This is a genomic window from Vogesella sp. EB (assembly GCF_001037925.1).
In the GTDB taxonomy this organism is placed as follows: Bacteria; Pseudomonadota; Gammaproteobacteria; order Burkholderiales; family Chromobacteriaceae; genus Vogesella; species Vogesella indigofera.
The window spans coordinates 1-24,462 of the sequence record NZ_LFDT01000035.1; the positions used below are offsets into that span (position 1 = coordinate 1).

General features: G+C 62.0%; 24 protein-coding genes. 5 read left to right on the forward strand and 19 right to left on the reverse strand.

Going from position 1 to position 24,462, the window contains the following annotated elements; translation table 11 throughout:
• The 3 genes from ACG97_RS14990 to ACG97_RS15000 form a co-directional block, all read right to left on the reverse strand.
• The coding region (locus ACG97_RS14990; RefSeq protein WP_047968184.1) for a hypothetical protein at positions 1-209 on the reverse strand (209 nt) is incomplete at its 3' end.
• Between the two features lie 388 nt (positions 210-597).
• Complete coding sequence (gene glmS / locus ACG97_RS14995) at positions 598-2,427, reverse strand: glutamine--fructose-6-phosphate transaminase (isomerizing) (RefSeq protein WP_047968185.1); 1,830 nt, start codon at positions 2,425-2,427, stop codon at positions 598-600.
• The gene (locus ACG97_RS15000) at positions 2,428-3,210 is read right to left on the reverse strand and encodes a DeoR family transcriptional regulator (protein ID WP_238377361.1); all 783 of its coding nucleotides are present in this window, start codon (positions 3,208-3,210) and stop codon (positions 2,428-2,430) included.
• A 222-nt stretch (positions 3,211-3,432) separates the two neighbouring features.
• On the opposite strand from ACG97_RS15000, the gene ACG97_RS15005 reads away from it, so the two are divergent.
• Positions 3,433-3,774: a hypothetical protein gene (locus ACG97_RS15005; protein WP_047968186.1), complete on the forward strand. Its 342-nt coding sequence runs from the start codon at positions 3,433-3,435 to the stop codon at positions 3,772-3,774.
• Positions 3,775-3,881: 107 nt separating this feature from the next.
• Here ACG97_RS15005 and glmU read toward each other — a convergent pair whose 3' ends face one another.
• From glmU to mnmG, 14 genes are all read right to left on the reverse strand, one after another.
• Positions 3,882-5,246: a bifunctional UDP-N-acetylglucosamine diphosphorylase/glucosamine-1-phosphate N-acetyltransferase GlmU gene (glmU, locus tag ACG97_RS15010; protein ID WP_047968187.1), complete on the reverse strand. Its 1,365-nt coding sequence runs from the start codon at positions 5,244-5,246 to the stop codon at positions 3,882-3,884.
• Between the two features lie 113 nt (positions 5,247-5,359).
• On the reverse strand, positions 5,360-5,782 hold the full coding sequence (locus ACG97_RS15015; protein WP_047968188.1) for a F0F1 ATP synthase subunit epsilon: 423 nt from the start codon (positions 5,780-5,782) through the stop codon (positions 5,360-5,362).
• Positions 5,783-5,797: 15 nt separating this feature from the next.
• Entirely contained in the window at positions 5,798-7,192 is a 1,395-nt protein-coding gene (gene atpD, locus ACG97_RS15020) for a F0F1 ATP synthase subunit beta (RefSeq protein WP_047968189.1), read from the reverse strand.
• 42 nt (positions 7,193-7,234) lie between these two features.
• Positions 7,235-8,101, reverse strand: coding sequence for a F0F1 ATP synthase subunit gamma (gene atpG, locus ACG97_RS15025; protein ID WP_047968190.1), 867 nt, complete (start codon positions 8,099-8,101; stop codon positions 7,235-7,237).
• Positions 8,102-8,145: 44 nt separating this feature from the next.
• Entirely contained in the window at positions 8,146-9,687 is a 1,542-nt protein-coding gene (atpA, locus tag ACG97_RS15030) for a F0F1 ATP synthase subunit alpha (protein WP_047968191.1), read from the reverse strand.
• An 8-nt stretch (positions 9,688-9,695) separates the two neighbouring features.
• The gene (locus ACG97_RS15035; RefSeq protein WP_047968192.1) at positions 9,696-10,232 is read right to left on the reverse strand and encodes a F0F1 ATP synthase subunit delta; all 537 of its coding nucleotides are present in this window, start codon (positions 10,230-10,232) and stop codon (positions 9,696-9,698) included.
• Positions 10,233-10,239: 7 nt separating this feature from the next.
• Entirely contained in the window at positions 10,240-10,710 is a 471-nt protein-coding gene (locus tag ACG97_RS15040; protein WP_047968193.1) for a F0F1 ATP synthase subunit B, read from the reverse strand.
• Positions 10,711-10,759: 49 nt separating this feature from the next.
• The gene (gene atpE / locus ACG97_RS15045) at positions 10,760-11,047 is read right to left on the reverse strand and encodes a F0F1 ATP synthase subunit C (protein ID WP_047968194.1); all 288 of its coding nucleotides are present in this window, start codon (positions 11,045-11,047) and stop codon (positions 10,760-10,762) included.
• A gap of 63 nt (positions 11,048-11,110) precedes the next feature.
• Positions 11,111-11,923 (reverse strand): F0F1 ATP synthase subunit A, encoded by an 813-nt coding sequence (gene atpB / locus ACG97_RS15050; RefSeq protein WP_047968195.1) that lies wholly within the window; start codon positions 11,921-11,923, stop codon positions 11,111-11,113.
• 10 nt (positions 11,924-11,933) lie between these two features.
• Positions 11,934-12,437: an ATP synthase subunit I gene (locus ACG97_RS15055; protein ID WP_238377362.1), complete on the reverse strand. Its 504-nt coding sequence runs from the start codon at positions 12,435-12,437 to the stop codon at positions 11,934-11,936.
• Complete coding sequence (locus ACG97_RS15060) at positions 12,388-13,245, reverse strand: ParB/RepB/Spo0J family partition protein (RefSeq protein ID WP_047968197.1); 858 nt, start codon at positions 13,243-13,245, stop codon at positions 12,388-12,390. Before ACG97_RS15060 ends, ACG97_RS15055 begins: the two co-directional genes overlap by 50 nt.
• A 2-nt stretch (positions 13,246-13,247) precedes the next feature.
• Entirely contained in the window at positions 13,248-14,039 is a 792-nt protein-coding gene (locus ACG97_RS15065; protein WP_047968198.1) for a ParA family protein, read from the reverse strand.
• Positions 14,036-14,662 carry a 16S rRNA (guanine(527)-N(7))-methyltransferase RsmG gene (gene rsmG / locus ACG97_RS15070; RefSeq protein ID WP_047968214.1) on the reverse strand — a complete coding sequence of 209 codons (627 nt, stop codon included), beginning with the start codon at positions 14,660-14,662 and terminating at the stop codon, positions 14,036-14,038. The genes ACG97_RS15065 and rsmG overlap by 4 nt, the downstream gene beginning before the upstream one ends.
• A 107-nt stretch (positions 14,663-14,769) precedes the next feature.
• Entirely contained in the window at positions 14,770-16,662 is a 1,893-nt protein-coding gene (gene mnmG, locus ACG97_RS15075; protein ID WP_047968199.1) for a tRNA uridine-5-carboxymethylaminomethyl(34) synthesis enzyme MnmG, read from the reverse strand.
• 269 nt (positions 16,663-16,931) lie between these two features.
• Between mnmG and ACG97_RS15080 the strand changes: the two genes are divergently transcribed.
• The 3 genes from ACG97_RS15080 to ACG97_RS15090 all read left to right on the forward strand — a co-directional run bounded on the left by ACG97_RS15080 (position 16,932) and on the right by ACG97_RS15090 (position 19,422).
• A complete protein-coding gene (locus ACG97_RS15080) occupies positions 16,932-17,684 on the forward strand; it encodes a GNAT family N-acetyltransferase (RefSeq protein ID WP_047968200.1) in 753 nt (250 codons plus the stop codon).
• 65 nt (positions 17,685-17,749) lie between these two features.
• Complete coding sequence (gene tsaA / locus ACG97_RS15085) at positions 17,750-18,451, forward strand: tRNA (N6-threonylcarbamoyladenosine(37)-N6)-methyltransferase TrmO (protein WP_047968201.1); 702 nt, start codon at positions 17,750-17,752, stop codon at positions 18,449-18,451.
• 80 nt (positions 18,452-18,531) lie between these two features.
• Positions 18,532-19,422 (forward strand): Tim44 domain-containing protein, encoded by an 891-nt coding sequence (locus ACG97_RS15090; protein WP_047968202.1) that lies wholly within the window; start codon positions 18,532-18,534, stop codon positions 19,420-19,422.
• Between the two features lie 347 nt (positions 19,423-19,769).
• Here the strand turns inward: ACG97_RS15090 and ACG97_RS15095 are convergent, their stop codons facing one another.
• Positions 19,770-21,683, reverse strand: a complete 1,914-nt coding sequence (locus ACG97_RS15095; RefSeq protein ID WP_047968203.1) for an EAL domain-containing protein — start codon at positions 21,681-21,683, stop codon at positions 19,770-19,772.
• Between the two features lie 11 nt (positions 21,684-21,694).
• Positions 21,695-22,321: a transglutaminase-like cysteine peptidase gene (locus tag ACG97_RS15100; protein ID WP_238377365.1), complete on the reverse strand. Its 627-nt coding sequence runs from the start codon at positions 22,319-22,321 to the stop codon at positions 21,695-21,697.
• A 297-nt stretch (positions 22,322-22,618) separates the two neighbouring features.
• Here ACG97_RS15100 and ACG97_RS15105 point away from each other — a divergent pair, with 297 nt between their 5' ends.
• A complete protein-coding gene (locus ACG97_RS15105) occupies positions 22,619-24,427 on the forward strand; it encodes a TolC family outer membrane protein (protein ID WP_047968204.1) in 1,809 nt (602 codons plus the stop codon).
• The last annotated feature ends 35 nt before the right edge of the window (positions 24,428-24,462 follow it).

Genomic DNA, 24,462 nt, shown 5'->3' on the forward strand with positions numbered 1-24,462 from the left:
TGCAGCTTGTCGAACGTCACCCTCATCTCTTCGACAGCCTTCATGTGTTTTGCAATCTGGGCAGTCCGTTCCTCCTCGAGGGCAATGCGCGGGATGTATATCTTGAGCTTGCCCATCTGGGACTGAAGCAGAAGGCGTGCAAAGTCAGGATGTTGGAAATGAAGCTTGCGCAGCATGCTCGTGTCGATGACAAGGTGGAAGACATCCATGGTGGGTGGCAGGGGGAGTCAAGGGTTTAGGTAGGTCGATGATAACAGGCCGACTGATTTGCTTGAGTCAAGACGAGAAATTCTTGTGCCTTCATCTCACATTGCCTTGTGTGATCTATTGAAGTATAAATTTTCTCTACTTTTCAAAACGTTTGCGAGCTTTTGATGACATATTTTAGCCTACTAGTGGACTAATGGTTGCTTATCCAAGAATGGCTGCAATGACCGAAAAGCGCTCACCCCACATGAGCTCACGCCCGGTGACTAGCACACCCGCCAACCTGAAAAGTAAAAGGGGCCAACGGCCCCTTCTCTTTGGTCAGATTCCGACGAACTTTATTCGGATCCGACAGACTTTATTTGCTCTAGTCAAACCTGCGGCCAACCTTTATTCCACGGTGACCGATTTTGCCAGGTTACGTGGTTTATCCACGTCGGTACCGCGCGTCAGCGCCACGTGGTAGGCCAGCAGCTGTACCGGAATGGAGTGCACGATCGGGCTGAGCACGCCGACGTGGCGCGGGGTGCGGATCACGTGTACGCCGTCGGAGTCGCTGAAGTGGCTGTCGGCATCGGCGAATACGAACAGCTCGCCGCCGCGGGCGCGCACTTCCTGCATGTTGGACTTCACCTTCTCCAGCAGCGCGTCGTTGGGAGCGATCACCACCACCGGCATGTTCTCGTCCACCAGCGCCAGCGGGCCGTGCTTCAGCTCGCCGGCCGGGTAGGCTTCAGCGTGGATGTAGGAGATTTCCTTCAGCTTCAGCGCGCCTTCCAGCGCGATCGGGTAGTGCAGGCCGCGGCCGAGGAACAGCGCATCGTTTTTGGCGGCAAACTGCGCCGACCACGCGGTGATCTGCGGCTCCAGGTTCAGCGCGTGCTGCACGCTGCCCGGCAGGTGGCGCAATTCGGCCAGATACTGCGCTTCCTGCTCGGCCGTTACGCGGCCGCGCACCTTGCCCAGCGTTACCGCCAGCGCGAACAGGCTGACCAGCTGGGTGGTGAACGCCTTGGTGGAGGCGACACCGATTTCGGCGCCGGCGCGGGTGTAGAACACCAGGTCGGAGGCGCGCGGGATGGCCGATTCGCGCACGTTGCAGATCGACAGCGCGTGGCGGTGTCCCAGCGACTTGGCGTATTTCAGCGCTTCCATGGTGTCCAGCGTCTCGCCGGACTGCGAGATGGTCACCACCAGGTGCTGCGGGTCGGCGAAGGCATCGCGGTAGCGGTATTCGCTGGCGATTTCCACGTCGCACACCACACCGGCGATGCTCTCGATCCAGTACTTGGCGGTCAGGCCGGCGTAGTAGCTGGTGCCGCAGGCGAGGATTTTCACGCCGGTCAGCGTTGGCAGCACGTTGGCCGCAGCGGCACCGAACAGTTCGGCACTGAAACCGTCGTCAAGAATCGCCTCGATGGTGTCGGACAGCGCTTTCGGCTGCTCGTGGATTTCCTTCTGCATGAAGTGGCTGTACGGGCCCAGCTCCAGCGAGGCCAGCGACACGTCGGAGACGTGCACCTTGCGTTCCACTGGCTGGTCGTCCTTGTCGATCAGCGTCACGCCATCGCGGGTCAGGCGGCCGATGTCGCCCTCTTCCAGGAAGATCACGCGGCGGGTGGCGGACAGGATGGCAGAGACGTCGGAGGCGATGAAGTTTTCGCCGTCGCCGAGGCCGACCAGCAGCGGGCAGCCCATGCGCGCGCATACCAGTTCGTCCGGACGGTCCAGCGCGATGACGCCGATGGCGTAGGCGCCGGTCAGCTCGCGGGTGGCCTTGTGCACGGCACGGAACAGGTCTTTTTCTACCAGGTAATACTGGTGCACCAGGTGGGCGATCACCTCGGTGTCGGTCTGCGATTCGAAGACGTAGCCGGCGGCTTTCAGCTCGGCGCGCTTCTGTTCGTGATTCTCGATGATGCCGTTGTGTACCACGGCGATCAGGCCGTGCGACACGTGCGGGTGGGCGTTGTATTCGGTCACGCCGCCGTGGGTAGCCCAGCGGGTGTGGCCGATGCCCAGCTCGCCGTGCACATTGTCCGCCACGGCCGCGGCTTCCATTTCCGCCACGCGGCCAACGCGGCGCACGCGGGTGATGTCGCTGCCGGCGTGCACGGCGATGCCGGAAGAGTCATAACCGCGATACTCGAGGCGCTTCAGGCCCTCGACCAGTACCGGAACGATATCGCGCGAAGCAATCGCGCCAACAATGCCACACATTCATTTTCTCCTTGGCGTTTCGCCGACGGCGGCGCAGATCACCTGCACGCCGCGCGCGGCAATCTGGGTACGGGCCGCATCGCTGAGGCCGTCATCGGTAATCAGGGTGTGAATCTGCGGCCACGGCAGCTCGAGATTCGGAATCTTGCGGCCAACCTTGTCAGACTCGGCCATGACGATCACTTCGCGTGCCGATTCGGCCATCACGCGCGACAGACCGACCAGCTCGTGAAAGGTGGTGGTGCCGCGTTCGAGATCGATGCCGTCGGCACCGACAAACAGCTGGTCAAAGTCGTAGGAGCGCAGCACCTGCTCGGCCACCTGGCCCTGGAACGATTCGGAATGCGGGTCCCAGGTGCCACCGGTCATCAGCAGGGTCGGCTCGTTTTCGAGTTCGCGTAGTGCGGCGGCCACATTCAGCGAGTTGGTCATCACGACGAGGCCCTGCTTCGGCGCCAGTAGCGGGATGACGGCGCAGGTGGTGCTACCGCTGTCAATGATGATGCGATTGTGGTCACGGATGCGCTCGGCTGCGGCGCGGGCAATCGCCATCTTTCGTTGCGAAACTTTTTCGGCATCGGCGCTCACGATCTCGGCTGGCAAGGCCACCGCACCACCATAGCGGCGCAGCAACAGCCCGCTGGTTTCCAGCAGCGCAAGATCCTTGCGGATGGTGACTTCGGAGGTGTCAAAACGGCGGGTCAGGTCATCGACGCTGACTTCACCGTATTCCTGCACCAGGGCCACAATCGCGTGACGACGCTGCTGGGTGTTTCGCTTCATCAGATTAAGTTTCGTTTCAAAAGTTTTCTGATGATAGCAGTGCAAAATCTGTGCCGCAAGTCTGTAAGCGTATCTGCACCGTCAGCCTCATGCCCAGCAAGCTATATGAACCGGAAATGCAGGCAAGCGGTTTGCCGCGCAACCTATCGTTTGGCATAGTTCGCATCGCCACATGATGAAAGGTGGAAAGTTGGCCGCCACCGTGAAGAAAGGAATAGCGTGATGAAAACCTGGTTGGTCATGACCAGTCTGTTGCTGAGCCTATCAGCCCATGCCGAAACCCAAGCGGTCGATCTGTTTACCGGCACGCTGGAAAAAAACGGCAGTGAGTGGGTGTTAAAGCGCTGTGACACAGCCAAAAGCCGTTATCTGCTGCGCGATAGCAATGGCGAGGCTAGCGGTGTCGAAGCATTGCTGGCTCTGCAGAACACAAGGCCGAATGAGGTGATCACGGTCTCGCTGCTGGCCAGCTACCATGCACAAAATGGTCAGCACCGTCTGCACATTGCCAGCGTGCAGGGGCGAAAACAGGGCAGCTGTCATCTTGATGCCTTGTTTGACTGAGCCCCCTGAAGGCTGACAGGCCTGCGGCCAACCTTGCGGTGGCGGCGCATGAAAAAACCGCCACGGCAGCGTGGCGGTGGCGGTTTCGGCGTGCAGTGCGCGGAGGCTTACTTGAGCTTCTGCGGACGCTGCCAGCCCGGTACCGTCAGCTGCTTGGCGCGCGCCACGGTGAGCTGGCCGGCGGGCGCGGTCTTGGTGAGCACCGAGCCGGCGCCGATGGTGGCGCCCTCTTCCAGCGTCACCGGCGCCACCATCAGCGTGCCGGAACCGACAAAGACGTGATCACCGATCACGGTGCGGTACTTGTTGACGCCGTCGTAGTTGCAGGTCACCGAGCCGGCACCGATATTGACCTTGCTGCCGACCTCGGCATCACCGATATAGCTCAGGTGATTGACCTTGGAACCGATACCGATAGTGCTCTTCTTGATCTCGACAAAGTTGCCGACGTGCACGTGTGCCGCCAACCTTGCACCCGGGCGCAGCCGCGCATACGGCCCGATGCGGCAGCCCTCGCCCACCTCCGCGTCTTCCAGGTGCGAGTACGGCGCAATGCGGCTGCCGGCCGCGATGCGGACATTCTTCAGCACACAGTAGGCGCCGATCTGCACATTATCACCCAGGCTTACCTGGCCTTCGAACACGCAGCCGACGTCAATGCTGACGTCCTGGCCATGCTGCAGTTCGCCGCGTACGTCGATGCGTGCCGGATCGGCAAGGGTAACGCCAGCGGTGAGCAGTGCCCGCGCCTGGTTCAGCTGTAGCTGACGCTCCAGCTCGGCCAGCTGCCACTTGTTGTTGACGCCGGCGGCCTCCCACGAGGCGGCCACGGTGACGCCGGGCACCGCCAGACCATCGGCCACCGCCAGACCGATGACATCGGTCAGGTAGTATTCGCCTTGTGCATTGCCGTTCTTCAGCGCGCCGAGCCAGCCGTCGAGGCGCTCGTTGGGCAGCACCAGCATGCCGGTATTGATTTCGCGGATCGCCTTCTGCGCCGCGCTGCAATCCTTGTCTTCCACGATGGCGACGATCTCGCCCACCTCGTTGCGCACGATGCGGCCGTAACCGCTGGCATCCGGCAGCACATCGACCAGCAGCGCCATGCCCTGCTCCGCCGCCGCCAGCAACTGCTGCAGGGTCGCCAGCGTGGTCAGCGGCACGTCGCCGTACAGCACCAGCGTGCGGCCAACCTTGGGCAGGTGCGGCAGCGCCATCTTCAGCGCGTGGCCGGTGCCCAGCTGCTCGGCCTGCAGCGCCCAGGCGATATCCGGATCCTGGATTTGCTCGCGCACCTGCTCGCCGCCGTGACCGTACACCACCACGATCTTGGCCGGCTGCAGCTGGCGGGCAGTCGCGATCACGCGCGCCAGCATCGGCTGTCCGCCGATCGGGTGCAATACCTTGGGCAAGGCCGAGTACATACGCTTGCCTTTGCCGGCAGCCAGAATGACAACGCTGAGAGAGTCCATGCAACAGTCCAGATAATGACAATAGCCAGGCGGCGAGTATGCCTGTCTATCCAGAAATGAAAAAGGCTGTCACCGGAGTGACAGCCTGAACTATACAGCAAACGCTGACGCGCTTAGTGCACGCGCTTGCGCAGATACTCCAGTGCCTTGAGCTGGGCAATCGCAGAAGCCAGAGCAGCTTGTGCTTTTGCCGTGTCTTGATCACTGGCCGCATGCTTGAGGGCATCCTCAGCAGTACGCTTGGCTTCTGCCGCACGCGCTTCGTCGAGATCCTCACCGCGAATCGCCGTATCCGCAAGAACCGTGATGTGGTTAGGTTGCACTTCCATCATGCCACCCGACACCGCCACCAGTACTTCTTCCTTGGAACCAGGCACTGTCAAACGCAACAGGCCTGGCTTGATACGGGTCAACAGCGGCACGTGACGTGGATAGATACCGATCTCGCCTTCCTGAGCCGGTGCCACCAGAAATTCGGCTTCACCAGAGTAGATCTGCTGTTCGGTACTGACCACTTCCACATGCATCTTGGCCATTAGCCCTCTCCTTGATTAAAGGGTCTTGGCTTTCTCGACAGCTTCGTCGATGGAGCCGACCATGTAGAACGCTTGTTCCGGCAGATGGTCGTACTCGCCGCTGATAATTGCCTTGAAGCCCTTGATCGTTTCCTTCAGCGGAACGTATTTGCCCGGCGAACCGGTAAACACTTCTGCCACGTGGAACGGCTGGGACAGGAAACGCTGGATCTTACGCGCACGGTATACGGTGAGCTTGTCTTCTTCAGACAGTTCGTCCATACCCAGAATCGCGATAATGTCACGCAGTTCCTTGTACTTCTGCAGGGTAGTCTGCACGCCGCGGGCAACGCTGTAGTGCTCGTCGCCAACAACCAGCGGATCCAGCTGGCGGGAAGTCGAATCCAGTGGGTCTACCGCAGGGTAGATACCAAGGGAAGCGATGTCACGCGACAGCACCACGGTTGCGTCCAGGTGGGCAAACGTTGTGGCAGGAGACGGGTCGGTCAAGTCATCGGCTGGAACGTAAACGGCCTGGATGGAGGTAATCGAACCATCCTTGGTCGAAGTAATACGTTCTTGCAGACGGCCCATTTCTTCGGCCAGCGTCGGCTGGTAACCCACTGCGGAAGGCATACGGCCCAGCAGTGCGGATACTTCGGTACCGGCCAGTGTGTAACGGTAGATGTTGTCCACGAAGAACAGCACGTCGCGGCCCTTGCCGTTTTCGTCCTTCTCGTCGCGGAAATGCTCGGCCATGGTCAGACCGGTCAGCGCTACGCGCAGACGGTTGCCTGGCGGCTCGTTCATCTGGCCGTACACCATTGCCACTTTGTCCAGAACGTTGGAGTCTTTCATCTCGTGGTAGAAGTCGTTACCTTCACGAGTGCGCTCACCAACGCCGGCAAACACGGACAGACCCGAGTGTGCCTTGGCAATGTTGTTGATCAGTTCCATCATGTTAACGGTCTTGCCGACACCGGCACCACCGAACAGACCCACCTTACCGCCTTTGGCAAACGGGCACAGCAGGTCAATAACCTTGATGCCAGTTTCCAGCAGTTCAGTAGCGGAGGACAGTTCGTCGAACTTCGGCGCAGTCTGGTGAATGGCGCGAACGGATTCGCTAGCCACCGGACCTGCTTCGTCAACCGGATTGCCCAGTACATCCATGATACGACCGAGGGTGGCAGCGCCAACCGGTACCGAAATCGGTGCGCCGGTATTGGTGATCGCCATGCCACGCTTCAGGCCGTCAGAGCTACCCATCGCGATGGTACGCACGACGCCGTCGCCCAGCTGCTGCTGGACTTCAAGCGTCAGATCTGCGTCAACCAGCTTCAGGGCATCATAAATCTTTGGCATGGCGTCGCGTGGGAATTCCACGTCAACCACCGGGCCAATGATTTGTACGATTTTGCCTTGGCTCATTATCGGTTCCTAACTCAATAAACTTTTACAGTCCTGCGACGGTTATACCGCAGCGGCACCAGACACGATCTCGGACAGCTCTTTGGTAATTGCTGCCTGACGCGACTTGTTATACACAAGACGCAGTTGCTTGATCGCATTACCCGCGTTATCGGTTGCAGCCTTCATGGCGACCATACGGGCGGCTTGCTCGGAAGCAATGTTTTCCGCCACGGACTGGTACACCACGGACTCCAGATAACGCTTCACCAGGAACTCCATCACGTCAGTGGCATTCGGCTCGTAGAGGTAGTCCCACGAATGGGTGTGCTCCGATACCATATGCTCGTCGGTCAACGGCAACAGTTGTTCCAAGGCTGGCTCCTGCTTCATCGTGTTGATGAAACGGGAATACACGATATAAACCGCATCCAGTTCGCCTTCAGCATACTGTTTCAGCAGTACTGTAAGCGGGCCGATCAATTTTTCCAGCTTGGGCACATCGCCCAGCTGAACCGCACTTGCCACAACGTTCAGTTTGGCACGCTGGCATGCTGCAAGGCCTTTCTGGCCGATGGCGCAGACGTCAACTGCGACATCTTGCGCTTGCAGTTCGCTGACTTTGGCATAAAAGCGCTTCAGGGTATTGGCGTTCAAGCCACCGCAAAGGCCTTTGTCCGAAGTGATCAACAGAATACCAGCACGCTTGATAACGTCACGACGTGCAAGCAGTGGGTGCTCCAGATCCGTGTTGGCCGAAGCCAGGTGCGCCATAACAGAACGCACCTTCTCGGCGTAAGGACGGGCAGCGCGCATACGCTCTTGCGTTTTGCGCATCTTGGAGGTTGACACCATTTGCATAGCGCGGGTGATCTTCTGCGTGTTCTGCACGCTTCGGATCTTGGTGAGAATCTCTTTACCGACTGCCATATCCCGAACCTTTCTTTAACTCGAGGTTGTCCGAAAGACTCAGTTTAGAAACTGTAGCCAGCCTTGAACGACGCGATCGCCGAGGCCAGTACTTTTTCGTTGTCGGCAGACAGGTCACCGCTCGCATCCGTTGCAGCCAGTACGTCAGCATGGTTGGCGCGAACATAGGCCAGGAAGGCGGCTTCGAAAGCCAACGCGCTCTTCACCGGCACGTCTTCGTAGTAACCCTTGTTCACCGACCACAGTGTCAGCGCCATTTCGGCGGTCGACAGGGTCGAGAACTGCTTCTGCTTCATCAGTTCGGTAACCACTTCACCGTGCTGCAGCTGCTTGCGGGTTGCTTCGTCCAGGTCGGAAGCAAACTGCGAGAACGCAGCCAGTTCGCGATACTGGGCCAGGGCCAGACGAATACCACCGCCCAGCTTCTTGATGACTTTGGTCTGAGCTGCACCACCCACGCGCGACACCGAGATACCGGCGTTGATCGCAGGACGGATACCGGCGTTGAACAGGTCGGTTTCCAGGAAGATCTGACCGTCGGTAATCGAAATCACGTTGGTCGGAACGAAGGCGGAAACGTCGCCAGCCTGGGTTTCGATGATCGGCAGCGCGGTCAGCGAGCCGGTTTTGCCTTTGACGGCGCCACCAGTCAGCTTCTCTACCTCGTCCTCGTTGATGCGGGAAGAGCGTTCCAGCAGACGGGAGTGCAGGTAGAATACGTCGCCAGGATAGGCTTCACGGCCCGGTGGACGACGCAGCAGCAGCGAGATCTGACGGTAGGCAACGGCCTGTTTCGACAGGTCATCGTATACGATCAGCGCATCTTCACCGATGTCGCGGAAGTATTCGCCCATTGCGCAACCGGAGTACGGGGCAATGAACTGCAGCGCAGCAGCTTCGGAAGCGGTCGCGGCAACCACGATGGTGTGGGCCAGCGCGCCGTGTTCTTCCAGTTTGCGAACCACGTTGGCGATCGACGATGCTTTCTGACCTACGGCTACGTAGATGCAGACAACGCCGGTGCCTTTCTGGTTAACGATCGCGTCCAGTGCGACAGCGGTCTTGCCTGTCTGACGGTCGCCAATGATCAGCTCACGCTGACCACGGCCAACCGGCACCATGGAGTCGATCGACTTCAGGCCGGTTTGCATAGGCTGCGAAACGGACTGACGGGCAATCACGCCCGGAGCAATCTTTTCGATCGGGGAGGATTTGGTCGCGTTGATCGGACCTTTACCGTCGATCGGCTGACCCAGCGCGTTTACCACGCGGCCAACCAGCTCAGGACCTACCGGCACTTCCAGAATGCGACCGGTACATTTAACTTCCTGACCTTCGGAGATGTGCTCGTACTCGCCCAGGATCACGGCACCAACGGAGTCACGCTCCAGGTTCATGGCCAGGCCAAAGGTGTTGCCCGAGAACTCGAGCATCTCACCCTGCATCACGTCTGCCAGGCCATGGATACGAACGATACCGTCGGTTACGGAGATCACGGTACCTTTGGTACGCGTCTCTACACCTTCGGACAGGTTCTGAATCTTCGCCTTGATCAGGTCACTGATTTCAGAGGGGTTCAACTGCATGATCTCTCCTAATTCTTGAGGCTTGCCGCCATTGCGTGCAGTTTGCCGCTCACAGACGCGTCAATCACGTCATCACCGATCAAAATGCGTACGCCGCCGATAAGCTCGGCAGCTTCGCGCACTTCAATTCGTACGGTCTTGCCATACTTCTTGGTAAGCGCGGCGATCAGATCGGTTTGCTGAGCTTCGGTCAGCGGGAAAGCCGATTCGACAACTGCGTCGACGACTCCCTCGGACTTGGCTCGGAGCTGTTCAAACTGGCCAGCAATTTCCGGTAACAATGTCAGACGGCGGTTTTCGATGAGGGTGACAACAAACTGCTTGATGTCATCACTGCCACGTTCACCCAACACGTCCAACAACAGCGCCTCAACCTCTTGCGCGGTATGTTTCGGGTTGGTGACCACCTGGGCCACGTCCGGGTTTGTCACCATGGCAGCCAGCCACGCGAGCGCTTCAGACCATTTGGCCTGCGACTGCTGCTCGGCGGCCAGGCTGTATACCGCTTCGGCATAGGGCCTTGCTACGGTAATAAGTTCTGCCATGAGTTGTTTAAAACTCCGCTTTGATGGAAGCTAACAGATCAGCGTGCTTGGCTGCATCGATCTCTTTGCGCAGGATCTTTTCCGCGCCGCTCACGGCCAGGGAGGCAACCTGCTCACGCAGCGACTCCTTGGCACGCAAAACTTCCTGATCGATTTGAGCCTTCGCGTCCGCCACCAGCTTTGCACCTTCGGTGCGAGCTGCGTCCTTGGCTTCATCCACGATCTGGTTGGCACGCTTTTCAGCGGCCAGGATCAGCTCGGTAGCTTGTTGTTTTGCCTGACGAAGTTCGTCAGCAACGCGCTTTTCGGCTGCTTCCAGATCCTGTTTGCCACGCTCTGCAGCGGCCAAGCCATCAGCAATACGCTTGGCACGCTCGTCCATCATGTTGGTAAGCGGAGGCCAAACAAACTTCATGGTGAACCATACCAGGATAGCGAACGTGATCGCCTGGCCTAGTAGTGTTGCATTGAATTCCACGCTTGTTTTCCTCCAGTGGGGTTACGACAACAACCGCTTGCGTTAAAAATTAAGCGCCAGCTTTAACAGCAGCGATAGCTGCGGTCAGGAACGGGTTGTTGAAGGTATACAGCATGGCAACACCCACACCGATCATGGAGATCGCGTCAAGCAGACCGGCGATAATGAACAGTTTGGTTTGCAGAACAGGGATCAGCTCAGGTTGACGAGCGGACGATTCCAGAAACTTACCGCCGAGGATGGCAAAACCCAGGGCAGTACCAATCGCGCCAAGACCAATGATCAGGGCTGCGGCCAGAGCGGTCATCGACTGGATCTGAGAAACGAGAGCTTCCATTTAAATCTCCTAAAGACTAAGTGCAAGGATGGTTTGAAAAAAGGTACTAAGAAAATCGTTAAATCAGTGCTTCTCGACCGCGAGGCTGAGATACACGATGGTCAGCATCATGAACACGAAGGCCTGCAGGGTGATCACCAAGATGTGGAAGATCGCCCATGGCGCGCCCAGAATCCACTGGAACGCCACTGGCAGCAGTGCAATCAGGATGAAGATCAGTTCGCCGGAATACATGTTACCGAACAAACGAAGCGCGAGAGAGATCGGCTTGGCGGCCAGTTCAACCAGCTGGAACGCGAAGTTGACCGGGGCCAGGATGATGGTCATCACCAGACCTTCGGCATGGAACGGCGCGGTGAACAGTTCCTTGGTCCAGCCACCCAGACCCTTGGCGGCGATGGAGAAACCGATGATGCACAGCATCACCGACAGCGACATCGCGAAAGTGGCGTTCACGTCGGCGGACGGTACCACGCGCAGGTAAACGTGAGCCGGGTCGGCACCGAAGAAGGTGTGACCGATCCACTGTGCCACCATCGGCAGCAGGTCAACCGGCAGCAAGTCCATGGTGTTCATCAGGAAAATCCAGCAGAAGATGGTCAGCGCCAGCGGGGCGATGACTTTGCTCTTGGCATGGAAAATCTCTTTTACCTGGGTGTCGACCATCTCGACGATGGTTTCGACGAACATCTGCAAGCGACCCGGGTTTTCCATCTTGGCGTTGCGTGCCACGGAGGCAAACACGGCCAGGAAAATGAAGCCGAGGATCAGCGATACCGAGAAGGTATCGAGGTGCAGGGTCCAGAAGCCGCCTTCGTGCGATGACTTCCAGAACGTCAGGTGATGCTGGATATATTCAGTTGCGTTGCTTGCCATTGCTTTGGTCTCAATTTTTGATCAGAAGCCCGAACCAGTACGCGGAAGTGGCAGCGATGAAGCCACCAAACAATCCCGGCACCGATAAATCCTTGAAAAACAAAAGCACACCACCAAATAGGAGCAGTGTCAGTATAAATTTTGCCGCGGCTGCGCGGTAATGGCTGCGCATGATGGCCGCCGGATCGCCACGCTGCACGGCTCCGGTGATGCGGATGTACACCAGGGCCGGAATGATGGCGCACAGGCCACCCAACAACACAGACATGGCGGCATTCAGCGGCGCTTCGGCAACCACCAAGCCAACCAGCATGGCAAGCAGCGTCAGTCTGAGCTGAATGCGGACTACGCGTTTGGCGTCTGGATTAATCATGTCTGAATCGTAAAAAATCGGACGATTATAGGCTTGACGTGACGAAAGCGTCAACTTTGCTTCGTTCCGCTGTTTATGACCAAAAGCCGGCTCACAACTTTGATTTTGCTTGCAGTTTTTCCAGCAGCCGGTCAAGTTCATCCAGATTTGCATATTCGATGATCAGCTTGCCGTTACCACGCGCCGCATTGCGCAAACTGACGCTCATGCCCAGCTGTTCGGACAGCGTTTCCGCCAGCCGGCGCACGTCGGCATCCTGCCGTGCCGGCGCGGTTGGCTTGCGGCCAACCTTGCCATCCTGCTGTTGCGCTTTTTGTTCCACTTCGCGCACGGTGAGGCCGTCGGCGGCAATCTGCTGCGCCAGGCTGATCTGTTCCAGCACCGGCAGCGGCAACAGTGCCCGGGCATGCCCCATTTCCAGGCGACCATCGTGCAGCATCTGCTGCACCGGCTCCGGCAACGCCAGCAGCCGCAGCAGGTTGCTGACCGCGCTGCGCGAACGGCCGACCGCCTCGGCGGCAGCCTCGTGGGTGAGGGCGAACTCGTCGATCAGCCGCTTCAGGCCACGTGCCTCCTCGATCGGGTCCAGCTCCTGACGCTGGATGTTCTCGATCAGCCCCATCGCCAGCGCCGCTTCGTCGGAAACACTGCGGATTACCGCCGGAATCTCGGCCAAACCGGCCTTGCGACTGGCACGCCAGCGGCGCTCACCGGCGATCAGCTCGTAGTCGCCGAGGCCGACCTCGCGCACCACCACCGGCTGGATCACGCCCTGGGCGCGAATCGAGGCCGCCAGCTCTTCCAGTGCGGCGTCGTCGATCTGGCTGCGCGGCTGGTACTTGCCGGGGCGGATGCGCTCGATCGCCAGCGCGGTCAGGCGGTCGTCAACGGATTCGACAGTGGAGAGCAGCGCGTCAAGACCGCGGCCCAGTCCTTTGAGTTTGGCCATCTTTATTGTTCTGCTGTGGTTGTTTGCGGTTCGAGACGGGCAGTCAGCTCCGCCGCGAGGGCGATGTAAGCCTGGGCACCGCGGGCGTTGCGATCGTAGATCAGTGCCGGCAGGCCGTGACTGGGCGCCTCCGCCAGGCGGATATTGCGCGGAATGACGGTATCGAACACCTTGTCGCCGAAGTGACGCGCCAGCTGTTCCGACACCTGTTGCGACAGGTTGCTGCGGGCATCAAACATGGTGCGCAGCAGGCCCATGATCTCGATTTTCGGATTGACCGCCAATCGCACCTTGCGCAGGGTGTTGACCAGGTCGGTAAGCCCTTCCAGCGCGTAGTATTCGCACACCATCGGGATCAGCACGCCCTGCGCCGCCACCAGCCCGTTCAGCGTCAGCAGGTTCAGCGACGGCGGGCTGTCGATCAGGATGTAGTCGTAGTTGGCCGCCACCTGCTCCAGCGCGTTCTTCAGCCGCGCCTCGCGCGCCAGCTCCTGCATCAGCTCGACCTCGGCCGCCGACAGGTCGCGATTGGCCGGCAACACATCGTAGCCGCCCTGCTTCGCCGGCTGCACCACCTCGGCCACCTCGTGCTCGGCCAGCAGCACGTGATAGACCGAGCGCGACAGCGCGCTCTTGTCGATGCCGCTGCCCATGGTGGCATTGCCCTGCGGGTCGAGATCGACGATCAGCACCCGCCGCCCCTGCTCGGCCAGGCTGGCCGCCAGGTTGACCACGGTGGTGGTTTTGCCGACGCCGCCCTTCTGGTTGGCGACCGCGATGATGCGTGCCGTCATTTGGCGACGACGCGCACGAGGTGGCGCTCGGCATCCAGGCCGGGCACGGAGAGCGGCAGCACTTCGGACACCGCGAAGTCTTCCGGCAGCTGCGCGATTTCTTCGTACGGGTACACCCCCTTCATCGCCACGAACTGGCCGCCGTCGGCCAGCAGGTGCTTGGACAGCTTGACGAACTCGGCCAGCTCGGAGAAGGCACGACTGGTGATGCGGTCGAACTTCTGCGCCGGCTGGTAGGCCTCGACGCGGTCGGTGATCACTTCCACGTTCGGCAGCTTCAACTCGATCACCGCCTGACGCAGGAAGGTGGTTTTCTTGTGGTTGGCGTCCAGCACCACCACCTGCAGGTCCGGACGCGCGATCGCCGCCGGAATGCCGGGCATGCCGCCACCGGAGCCGACGTCGAGCAGGCGCGTGCCACCGGCCAGATGCGGCACCAGCGTCAGGCTGTCGAGCAGGTGGTAGCTAACCATGCGCTCTTCCTCGCGGATGGCGGTCAGGTTGTAGGTCTGGTTCCATTTGGCCAGCAGGCCCAGATAGCCCTCCAGCAGAGTGATCTGCTCCGGCGTCAGCTCCAGGCCGATTGCGGCCAACCCTTGGGTAAGTTCTGCGTGGTGCGTCATGATGAAGTTGGGCAATGATTGGAAACGAATAGCCCGATTGTAACGGGTATCAAAAACAAATGCGCCCCGAAGTCGGCACTCCGGAGCGCAGTGCAGCAATTTGGCGCTCAGGCGCCGTGACGGGCGTCGCTGAAGCCGCGCTTGAGGTGCACCAGCAGCAGCGCGATCGCCGCCGGGGTGATGCCCTGAATGCGCGAGGCCTGGCCCAGCGTCTCCGGGCGATGCTGGTTGAGTTTCTGCGACACTTCCTTCGACAGCCCCTTCACCAGCGCGTAGTCGATGTCCAGCGGCAGCTTGACGTCGTCGAGCTGCTCGCGCTTGGCCACCTCCTCGTTCTGGCGGTCGATGTAGCCCTGGTACTTGACCTGGATCTCCACCTGCTCCGCTACCACCTCGTCCGCCACGCCCTCCCCCGCCTGCGACAGCGTCATCAGCTGGCGATAGTTGACGTTGGGGCGCTTCAGCAGGTCGTGCAGGCTGTATTCGCGCGCCAGCTTCTGGCCGAACATCGCCTCGTCCTCGCCCGGCTGCAGTTTGCCCGGGTGCACGTAGTGCGTGGTCAGCCGCTGCTTTTCCGCCTCCACCGCGTCGCGCTTGCGGCAGAACGCCTCCCACTGCGCGTCACCGACCAGCCCCAGCTTGCGGCCAAGCTCGGTCAGGCGCAGGTCGGCGTTGTCTTCACGTAGCTGCAGACGGAATTCGGCGCGGCTGGTGAACATGCGGTACGGCTCGGACACGCCCATGGTGGACAGATCGTCGACCAGCACGCCGAGGTAGGCCTCGTCGCGGCGCGGACACCAGCCGGCCTGTTCGCGAGCAAAGAGGCCGGCGTTGAGGCCGGCGAGCAGGCCCTGCGCCGCCGCTTCTTCATAGCCGGTGGTGCCGTTGATCTGGCCGGCGAAGAACAGGCCATGGATGGCCTTGGTTTCCAGTGTCGACTTCAGGCCGCGCGGGTCGAAGTAGTCGTACTCGATGGCGTAGCCGGGGCGCAGGATGTGCGCGTTTTCCAGACCGGGAATGGAGCGCACCGCCGCCAGCTGGATGTCGAACGGCAGGCTGGTGGAAATCCCGTTCGGATAGTATTCGTGCGTGGTCAGGCCTTCCGGCTCCAGGAAGATCTGGTGGCTGTCCTTGTCCGCGAAGCGGTTGATCTTGTCCTCGATCGACGGACAGTAGCGCGGGCCGACGCCTTCGATCACGCCGGTGAACATCGGGCTGCGCTCGAAACCGCTGCGGATGATGTCGTGGGTGCGCTCGTTGGTGTGGGTGATCCAGCATGGCAGCTGCTTCGGGTGCATCGCGCGGCTGCCGCGGTAGGAGAACACCGGCTCCGGGGTATCGCCCGGCTGCGCTTCCATCACGCTGAAATCGATGCTGCGGCCGTCGATGCGCGGCGGGGTGCCGGTCTTCAGGCGCCCGACCGGCAGGCTCAGCTCGCGCAGGCGTTCGCCCAGCGTCGATGCCGCGGCATCGCCGGCGCGACCGCCGCTGTAGTTTTCCAGCCCGACGTGGATCTTGCCGGACAGGAAGGTGCCGGCGGTGAGCACCACGCTCTTGCCGCGGAAGGTGATGCCGATGGCGGTGATGGCGCCGGCGACGCGGTCACCCTCGATCAAGAGGTCGTCCACCGGCTGCTGGAACAGCGTCAGGTTGGGCTGGCTTTCCAGCATCTCGCGGATCGCCGCCTTATACAGCACGCGGTCGGCCTGGGCGCGGGTGGCGCGCACTGCCGGACCCTTGGAGGCGTTGAGGGTGCGGAACTGGATGCCGCCGATGTCGGTGGCCAGCGCCATGGCGCCGCCGAGCGCGTCCACTTCTTTTACCAGATGACCCTTGCCGATGCCGCCGATCGACGGGTTGCACGACATCTGCCCCAGCGTCTCGATATTGTGGGTCAGCAGCAAGGTGTTGCAGCCCATGCGCGCGGCCGCCAGCGCGGCTTCGGTACCGGCATGGCCGCCGCCCACCACGATCACGTCAAAGGTCGTCGGATAAATCATGAAATGCCCGCCTGCTAAATAAGACCGTGAGCCATTGCCGCCGTGCCGCCACCGTATCAAGGTTGGCCGCAACCGGCAGCACCTGCCCGGCTATGGAAAGAACCGGACATTGTAACCGAAATCCGCCACCGCGGCTAAGCCGTTGATTTTCATCACCCTGACTGTCATCAGGGTTTCATCGCCCGGTCACCCGCCGTTCATGGACTGGACACGGCGCTGTCAGAATCGCCGTTTAGCATGCAGCCATCGACCCTGCACAGGAATGCAGTATGCAATTGAGCGAACAACTGGCGGTCAGCACCGCCGCCCGGCTGAGCGTGCGATTGGCGCGCAGCGACAAGGACATCCGCCGCGCGCAGAAGCTGCGCTATCAGGTGTTTGCCACCGAGATGGGCGCGCAGCTGGCCTCCGCCGCCGAAGGCATCGACCGCGACGACTACGACGCCTTCTGCGACCACCTGCTGGTGGAGGACAACGCCAGCGGCAAGGTGGTCGGCACCTACCGCATGCTGCCGCCGCACAGGGCGCGGCAGCTGCCGCAACTGTATTCCGAGCACGAATTCGAGCTGTCACGGCTGGCCGGCATCCGCGACCACGTGATCGAGGTCGGCCGCTCCTGCGTGCACAAGGATTACCGCCGCGGCGCGGTGATCGCCATGCTGTGGGCTGGTCTCGCCGACTACGTGCGGCAGCAGGGCGGCCAGTATCTCGCCGGTTGCGCCAGCGTCAGCCTCGCCGACGGCGGCCATCAGGCGGTCAGCCTCTATCGCCAGCTGGAGGGCAAACATCTGGCACCGGTGGAGTGGCGGGTGACGCCGCACCTGGCGCTGCCACTGCACCGGGTGCAGGACGACGCCGCGCCGGCGCCGCTGCCACCGCTGATCAAGGGCTATTTGCGCGCCGGTGCCTGGGTGTGCGGCGAACCGGCGTGGGATCCGGACTTCAACTGCGCCGATTTCTTCATGCTGCTGCCGATGAACCGCCTCGACCTGCGCCACCAGAAGCACTTCGCCGCCGGCTGAGGCGTGGCGCAAGGTTGGCCGCAAGCCGCTGCGGCCAACCTTGACCGCGCTGTTACAATCGCGGGATGGAATATTCGGTCACCCCCGTCGGCATCATCCGCTCGCCGTACCAGGAAAAGTTCGGCATCCCGCGCCAGCCGGCGCTGGCCCCGTCCGCCCCGGTCACGCTGGAATTGCTGCCGCCCTACAACCAGCCCGACTGCGTGCGCGGGCTGGAAGACTTCTCCCACGTGTGGCTGACCTTCGTGTTCCACGACACGCTGGCGCGCGGCTGGCAGCCGCTGGTACGGCCGCCGCGGCTGGGCGGCAACAGCAAGGTCGGCGTGTTTGCCAGCCGTGCCACGCACCGTCCCAACGGCCTCGGCCTGTCGCTGGTGGCGCTGCAGGGCATCGACACCCGCCACGGCGTCACGCTGCAGCTGAGCGGCGCCGACCTGCTCGACGGCACGCCTGTGCTGGACATCAAGCCCTACATCCCATTCGTGGAGGCCAAGCCCGACGCCCGCGGCGGCTTCGTCGACGGCCCGCCGCCGCAGCTGGCGGTGTGCTGGAGCGCCACGGCGCGGGCACAACTGCAAGCCTGGCCGCAGGCCCCGGCGTGGCTGCCGCAGCTGATCGAGGAAGTGCTGGCGCAGGACCCGCGCCCGGCCTACCAGAACGATCCGCAGCGGCGCTACGGCATGCGGCTGGCGGACTGCAACATCGCCTTCAGCATCGCCGGCGGACAGGTGACGGTGCTTGAAATAACGCCACTGGCCCCGAACTAATCACTTCGACCCTTTGTCGAACTGTGTCCGGCGCTACACGCAAGAACTTATAAGTGCCGCTTACATTGGAGATTGACACCATGACATCCCGAGCGAAGACCGCCCTTCTGGCCCTCTCCCTCATCAGCATCCTTGCTGCCCCGCTTGCCGAAGCCGCACGGCTGGGCAAGGGTCGCAGCGCCGGCATGCAGCGCTCGACCCCGACACAAAGCTACCAGCAGCCTAGCGCCGCACCGGCCCAGCCTGCCGCGCCGATGGCGCCAGCCGCAGCCGGCCAGCAAAAAGGCTCCGGCATCGGTGGCATGCTGGCCGCCGGCGCCGTTGGCGCCGCTGCCGGTTACATGCTGAGCTCCGCCTTTGGCGGCGATGGCGACTTCCCGTGGCTGGGCATCCTCGCCGGCGGCCTCGGCGGTCTCGCGCTGCTGTCCTTCCTGCGCAACCGCGCCGCCCGCCAGCGCCAGCAGGCACCACGTCCGATGTCGGTACCGACTGCCAGCCGCTTCGAACCGGCCGCCGCCGGCCCCAACGGTGCCATTCCACCGATCGGCTCCGGCATGCAACCGCAAGGCGGCAGCGGGCTGACACCGCCACCGGCCAGCCTGCAGCGTCTGCCGGACGGCACCGAGATCCCGCACTTCCTGCGCCAGGCCAAGGCCACCTTCCTGCACCTGCAGAACCTGAACTCGGCGGAGAGCCTGGAAGAAGTGCGCAAGTACATGACGCCGGAGCTGTTCAACGCGCTGCGTGACGACATCAGCAGCAACAGCGAAGCGGCCGACTTCCCGCAGCTGGACTGCACCGTGATCGAAGCCGTCAACGAAGGCGGCCGCATGATCGCCAGCGTCCGCTTCAGCGGCACCGTCAGCGAAAGCGTCGGCACCGCACCGGTACCGTTCAGCGAGGTGTGGCACTACGTGAAGGCCGACAGCAACAGCGCCAAGTGGCTGATCGCCGGTATCCAGCAGGCCTGACCCGGCAACACCGCACCATGGCAATACACAACGCCGCCCAATCGGGCGGCGTTTTTCATGGGGTGCCGGTGAAAACCTGGCCGCGGGTATGCGGCCAACCTTGTTGCGAGCCTGCTGACCGGCGATGCACGACTGATGCGGCGGTCGGCCGTCAGCGGGCCGGTGTAGCTGATCGCCGGCATCCAGCAAGCCGGACCCGACAATGCCACGCGACGCAATGCACAACGCCGCCCAATCGGGCGGCGTTTTTCATGGGATACCGGTGAAAACCCGGTCGCCGGACGTTGCGGCCAACCTTGCCGCATGCCTGCCGACAGACGCAGCGCTGCGGCCGCGATGGTCAGCCGTCAGCGGACCGCCGGACCGGTAACTCCGTCAAAGCCCAACTCGAACAGCATCTGCTGCTCCTGCTCCTGCTTCACCCCTTCGGCGATCACGCCGAGGCCGATATTGTGCGCGATATTGCACACCCCTTTCAGGAACACCTGGTTGCCGGCGTGCTGCTGGATATCCTGCACGAAGCTGCCGTCGACCTTCAGGTAGTCGATGCCCAGGTCGTGCAGCTGCCCGATCAGGCTGAACTGGCGGCCAAAGTGCTCGATGCCCAGCTTGCACGGCAGCTCGGCCAGCGCCAAGCACAGCGCACGGAACGCATCGAAGCGCGGCAGGATGCCGGCCTCCGGCATTTCCAGCCACAGCCGCGTGGCGCTGTGGCCGTGCTCGCGGATCTGCGCCACCAGCTGGCGCAGGAAGTCCTCGCTGGCCAGCGATTCCGCGGCCAGGTTGACGGCGATGCCGGGACAGTCCGGCTCTGCCGCCAGCTGCCGCAGCGCCATCGCCACCGCAGCCAGATCCAGCCCCGCCACGCGCCGGGTACGAATCGCCATCGGCATGAACTGGCCGGCCGGCAGCCACACCTCGCCCTGACGCAGACGCAGCGGTGCTTCCTCGTGCAGCAGCGCGCCCTGACGGTCACGCACCGCGAAGCGCACCAGGCGCAAGCCGTCGCCCTGCAGCGCCTGATCGAGAATGCCGCCCCACACTTCCGCGGTCGGCGCCGGCGGCTTGTCGACGTTGCTGCCGGCCATCTCGATGCGCACGCCGGCGGCAAACTCGGACTGCGCCAGCGCCTGGTCGAGCCGCGACATGATGTCGCGCACGGTGTCGCCGTCGCGCAAGTCGGTTGCCGCCATCGCCAGCGCGACCGGCTGCGCGGCAAAGCTGCTCAGCAGCGCGTGCAGCTCGTCGTGCAGCTGCTGCAGGCTGGCGGCCTCGGCCTGGCTCGCCGGTAGCAGCAGCGCGAAATCGGCGCCGTTGAGGCGCGCCGCCTGGCTGTCGACACCGAAACGCTGCGTGTCGCGCAGCACGGCACCGAACTGGCCCAGCATTTCATCGGTCAGCGGCCGACCCAGCTTGCTGTTGATGTCGGCCAGCGCCTCGATGCGCATCAGCAGCAGCACGCTGCTCTCGTCTTCGCGCTCCTGCAGGTCGGCACCGAGACGGCCCATGAAGAACTGGCGGTTGGCCAGCCCGGTGACGCTGTCGAAGTTGACCTGGCGACGCAGCACTTCCAGCCGTGCGGCCTCCTCTTCGAACATCATCTTGACGCGGGTCACCATCGCATTCATCGCCTGTGCCAGCCGCCCCATTTCCGGGCCCGGCGGCTCGGGAATGGTGATGAAGCGGCGCTGGGTAATCGCCTTGGCCTGATTGACCACGCCCAGCAGCTGGTTGCGGATGGTATTGACGCCGAAGGAGCCGATGGCGCCCACCACCAGCCCGGCGATCAGCACCCAGAACGACACCTGCAGCGCGCCTTCCCACAGCGAGGCGTAAGCGTAGCCGGCCTCGCTCTCCACCTCGATGGTGCCGGCCTGCATCCAGCCGCTGCTGACCATCGCCCGCGCCGGCGTCGGCGCCAGGGTGAAGATGTTGCGGAACCACGCCGGCGCGCTGCCGGACTGGTAGGCGTTGACGCGCTGTACCCGTGGCTTGCCGTCGGCGCCGACCCAGGAGATGCGGCGGAAGTGGCCCTGGTCGAAGGCGGCGTTGATCAGCGTCTCGCCCATCGCCGGGTCGGCCTGGTTCTGGGTGATCAACAGCGCCAGCGAGTTGGCCGCATCGGCACTCTGCGCCGCCAGCTGTTGCTGCAGATAGTTGCGGGCGTTGAACAGGTTGGCGGTCAGGCTGCCCGCCGCCGCCAGCACCACCGCCGCCACGACCAGGAACCAGAGCTGTTGAATCAGGGAAACGCGTTTCATCGGTGCCGCTTTCAGGTAATAAAGCCTTCGGCCTTCATTTTGTCGATCAACTGTCGCCAGCGGGTCAGCCGGTCGACACTGGAATTGGGGGCCGCGCCAGCGCCGACCCAGATGCCGTCGGCGTTGAAGCTGAACACCGGCTGCAAGTCGCTGCGCTGCGAGGCCGGCTTGATGCTGGAAATCAGGTTGTCCAGCACCAGCGGCTCGGCGGTCGGCTCGGCATAGTATGCCAGCACCATGTGTGCCTGGGTGATGGTGCTGGCCGGGCCGCCGATACGGGCGCGGACATAGATCATGCGCAGTTTCTGCGGCGCCACGCCCAGCTCGCGCAGGGTGAAGTACTTGGCCAGCGCAAAATCCTCGCAGTCGCCGGCGCCCTTGGCCATGCTTTCCAGCGGCGTCGCCCAGTAGTCCGCCTGCCGCCACAAATCCGGATCTTCAACGTACTTCAATTTCTGATTAAAGAACTGATTTACATTCTGTACGCGGTTGATTTCATTGCTATCGCGACGCAGTTGCAACAGCAGTTGCTGCCAGTCGCGGTAAACGCGCAGCGCCTGCACGCCGTACAGCTGCTGCACCCGCTCCGCACTCAGCTCCGCCAGCACCAGCCCGGCCAGCGCCAGCAGCAAAGGCACGGCCAGCAAGGCTCTCCCCCAATACCGGGACAGCGTCGCCGCGCAGACTGCGATCTTGTGAATGAAGCTGTTGCCAAGCATGCGGGCCGTGACCTGTGTGGAAATCCGCCTATCTATATTGTCAACGGTGAACTATCTTTCCCTTGACACTGCTTAAATCAATTCCGACAATACATTGTATTAAGTCGATGTTTACTTACTTGCAACTGTCCGATTAATAATTACTGGCATGTCGAGGCTATCATGAACTTCCGCCGCAAACACCTCTACGGTTGTACCCTGGCCGCATTATTGACCATGGTTATCCCTTCCGCATCCTTTGCGCTCGAATTGAAGGACGCCATCACGCAAACGGTGCAGAACAACGCAGAAGTGGGCATGAAGTGGTACAACTTCCGCGCCACCGCGGAAGAGAAGGGTGTCGCCAGCGCCGGCTTCTTCCCGACCGTCGACCTCAGCTACAACACCGGTCGCGAGCGCCTGCGCGAGCCGCAGACCGACGGTTCCGTCAACAGCCGTTCGTTCAACCGTCATGGCTACACCGCCACACTGAACCAGAACCTGTTCCAGGGCTTCATGACCGTGAACCAGGTCAAGCAGCTGGACTATACCAGCCGCGCCCGCTATTTCGAGTACCTGGCCGCCGCCGAACAGCAGAGTCTGGAAGCGTCGCGTACTTTCATCGATGTAGTGCGCTACAGCAAGCTGGTTGAGATCGCCGAAGACAACTACGCCATCCACAAGGGCATCTACGAACAGATCCTGCAGCGCGTGACGCAAGGCGTTGGCCGCCGCGTGGACCTGGAGCAGATCAACGGCCGTCTCGGCTTGGCCGAATCCAACCTGATCAACGAGATCTCCAACCTGCACGATGTCTCGGCGCGTTACGCCCGCATCATCGGCGAGGTACCGCCGGCCGAGCTGAAGCTGCCGGTGCTGGACCTGAGCCTGCTGCCGGCGGGCGACCAGGTAATGCCGCTGGCGGACAAGCACAACCCGACGCTGCTGGCTGCCCGTTCCTTCTACCGCGCGGCCGAAGCGGATGTCCGCGTCCGTCGCGGCGCCTTCTCGCCGACGCTGGACCTGCGCGCCACCAAGGACGTCACCAACAACGAAGACGGCATCAAGGGCCGCAATTCGCAGCAGGCGGTGGAACTGGTGCTGAACATGAACCTGTTCCGTGGCGGCGCCGACCGCGCCCGCCTGGCCTCCTCCGCCGAACGCCAGAGCGAAGCCGAGGCACTGGGCATCAAGGCCTGCCGCGACATGCGCCAGCAGGTCAGCATCGCCTACAACGACGTATCGAAGCTGACCAGCCAGCTCGACTCGCTGCGCCAGCACCAGCTGTCCACCGAAAAGGCGCGCGACGCCTATCGCCGCCAGTTCGACATCGGCCAGCGTACCCTGCTTGACCTGCTGGACAGCGAAAACGAACTGTTCGACGCCCGCCGCGAGCTGATCAACGCTGAGCTGAACCAGCAACTGGCGATCTACCGCGTGCTGGGTGAATCCGGCCGCCTGCTGGAAGTCATGCAGATCAAGCCGCAGGACAGCTCGCTGGCCAGCGTCGACGACCTGACCGTACCGGCCTGCCCGACCGACTACGCGCCGACCTCGCCACTGGACAAGAACAAGATCGCCGCCAAGTCCTTCACCGACGACACCATCGTCGCCAAGACCACCCCGTCGGCCATCGAACGCAATGTCTCGGTGAACGTGCAGGTACAGTTTGATCTGGATTCGGCGCGCATCCGTCCGGAAAGTAACCCGACCCTGGACCAGCTGGCCAACACCCTGCTGATGCCGGAACTGGGTAGCAAGCGCTTCCTGGTGGAAGGCCATACCGACACTACCGGTGGCGCCAGCCACAACCTGCCGCTGTCGCAGCGTCGTGCCGCCGCGGTACGCGACTACCTGATCACCAAGGGCGTGCCGGCGGACCGTCTGGACAGTGTCGGCTACGGCAGCAGCAAACTACTGCCGAACCTGGCACCGACCGATCCTAGCCACCGCCGCGTGGTGGTAACCTTCCAGGAACAGGCACCGATGGGTGCGGTGACACCGAAGGCTGCCGTCAAACGCCGCGTCGCCAAGCCGAAGCCATAAAGTAGTACTGCCCAACGCCAAGTGGCCGGTTAATC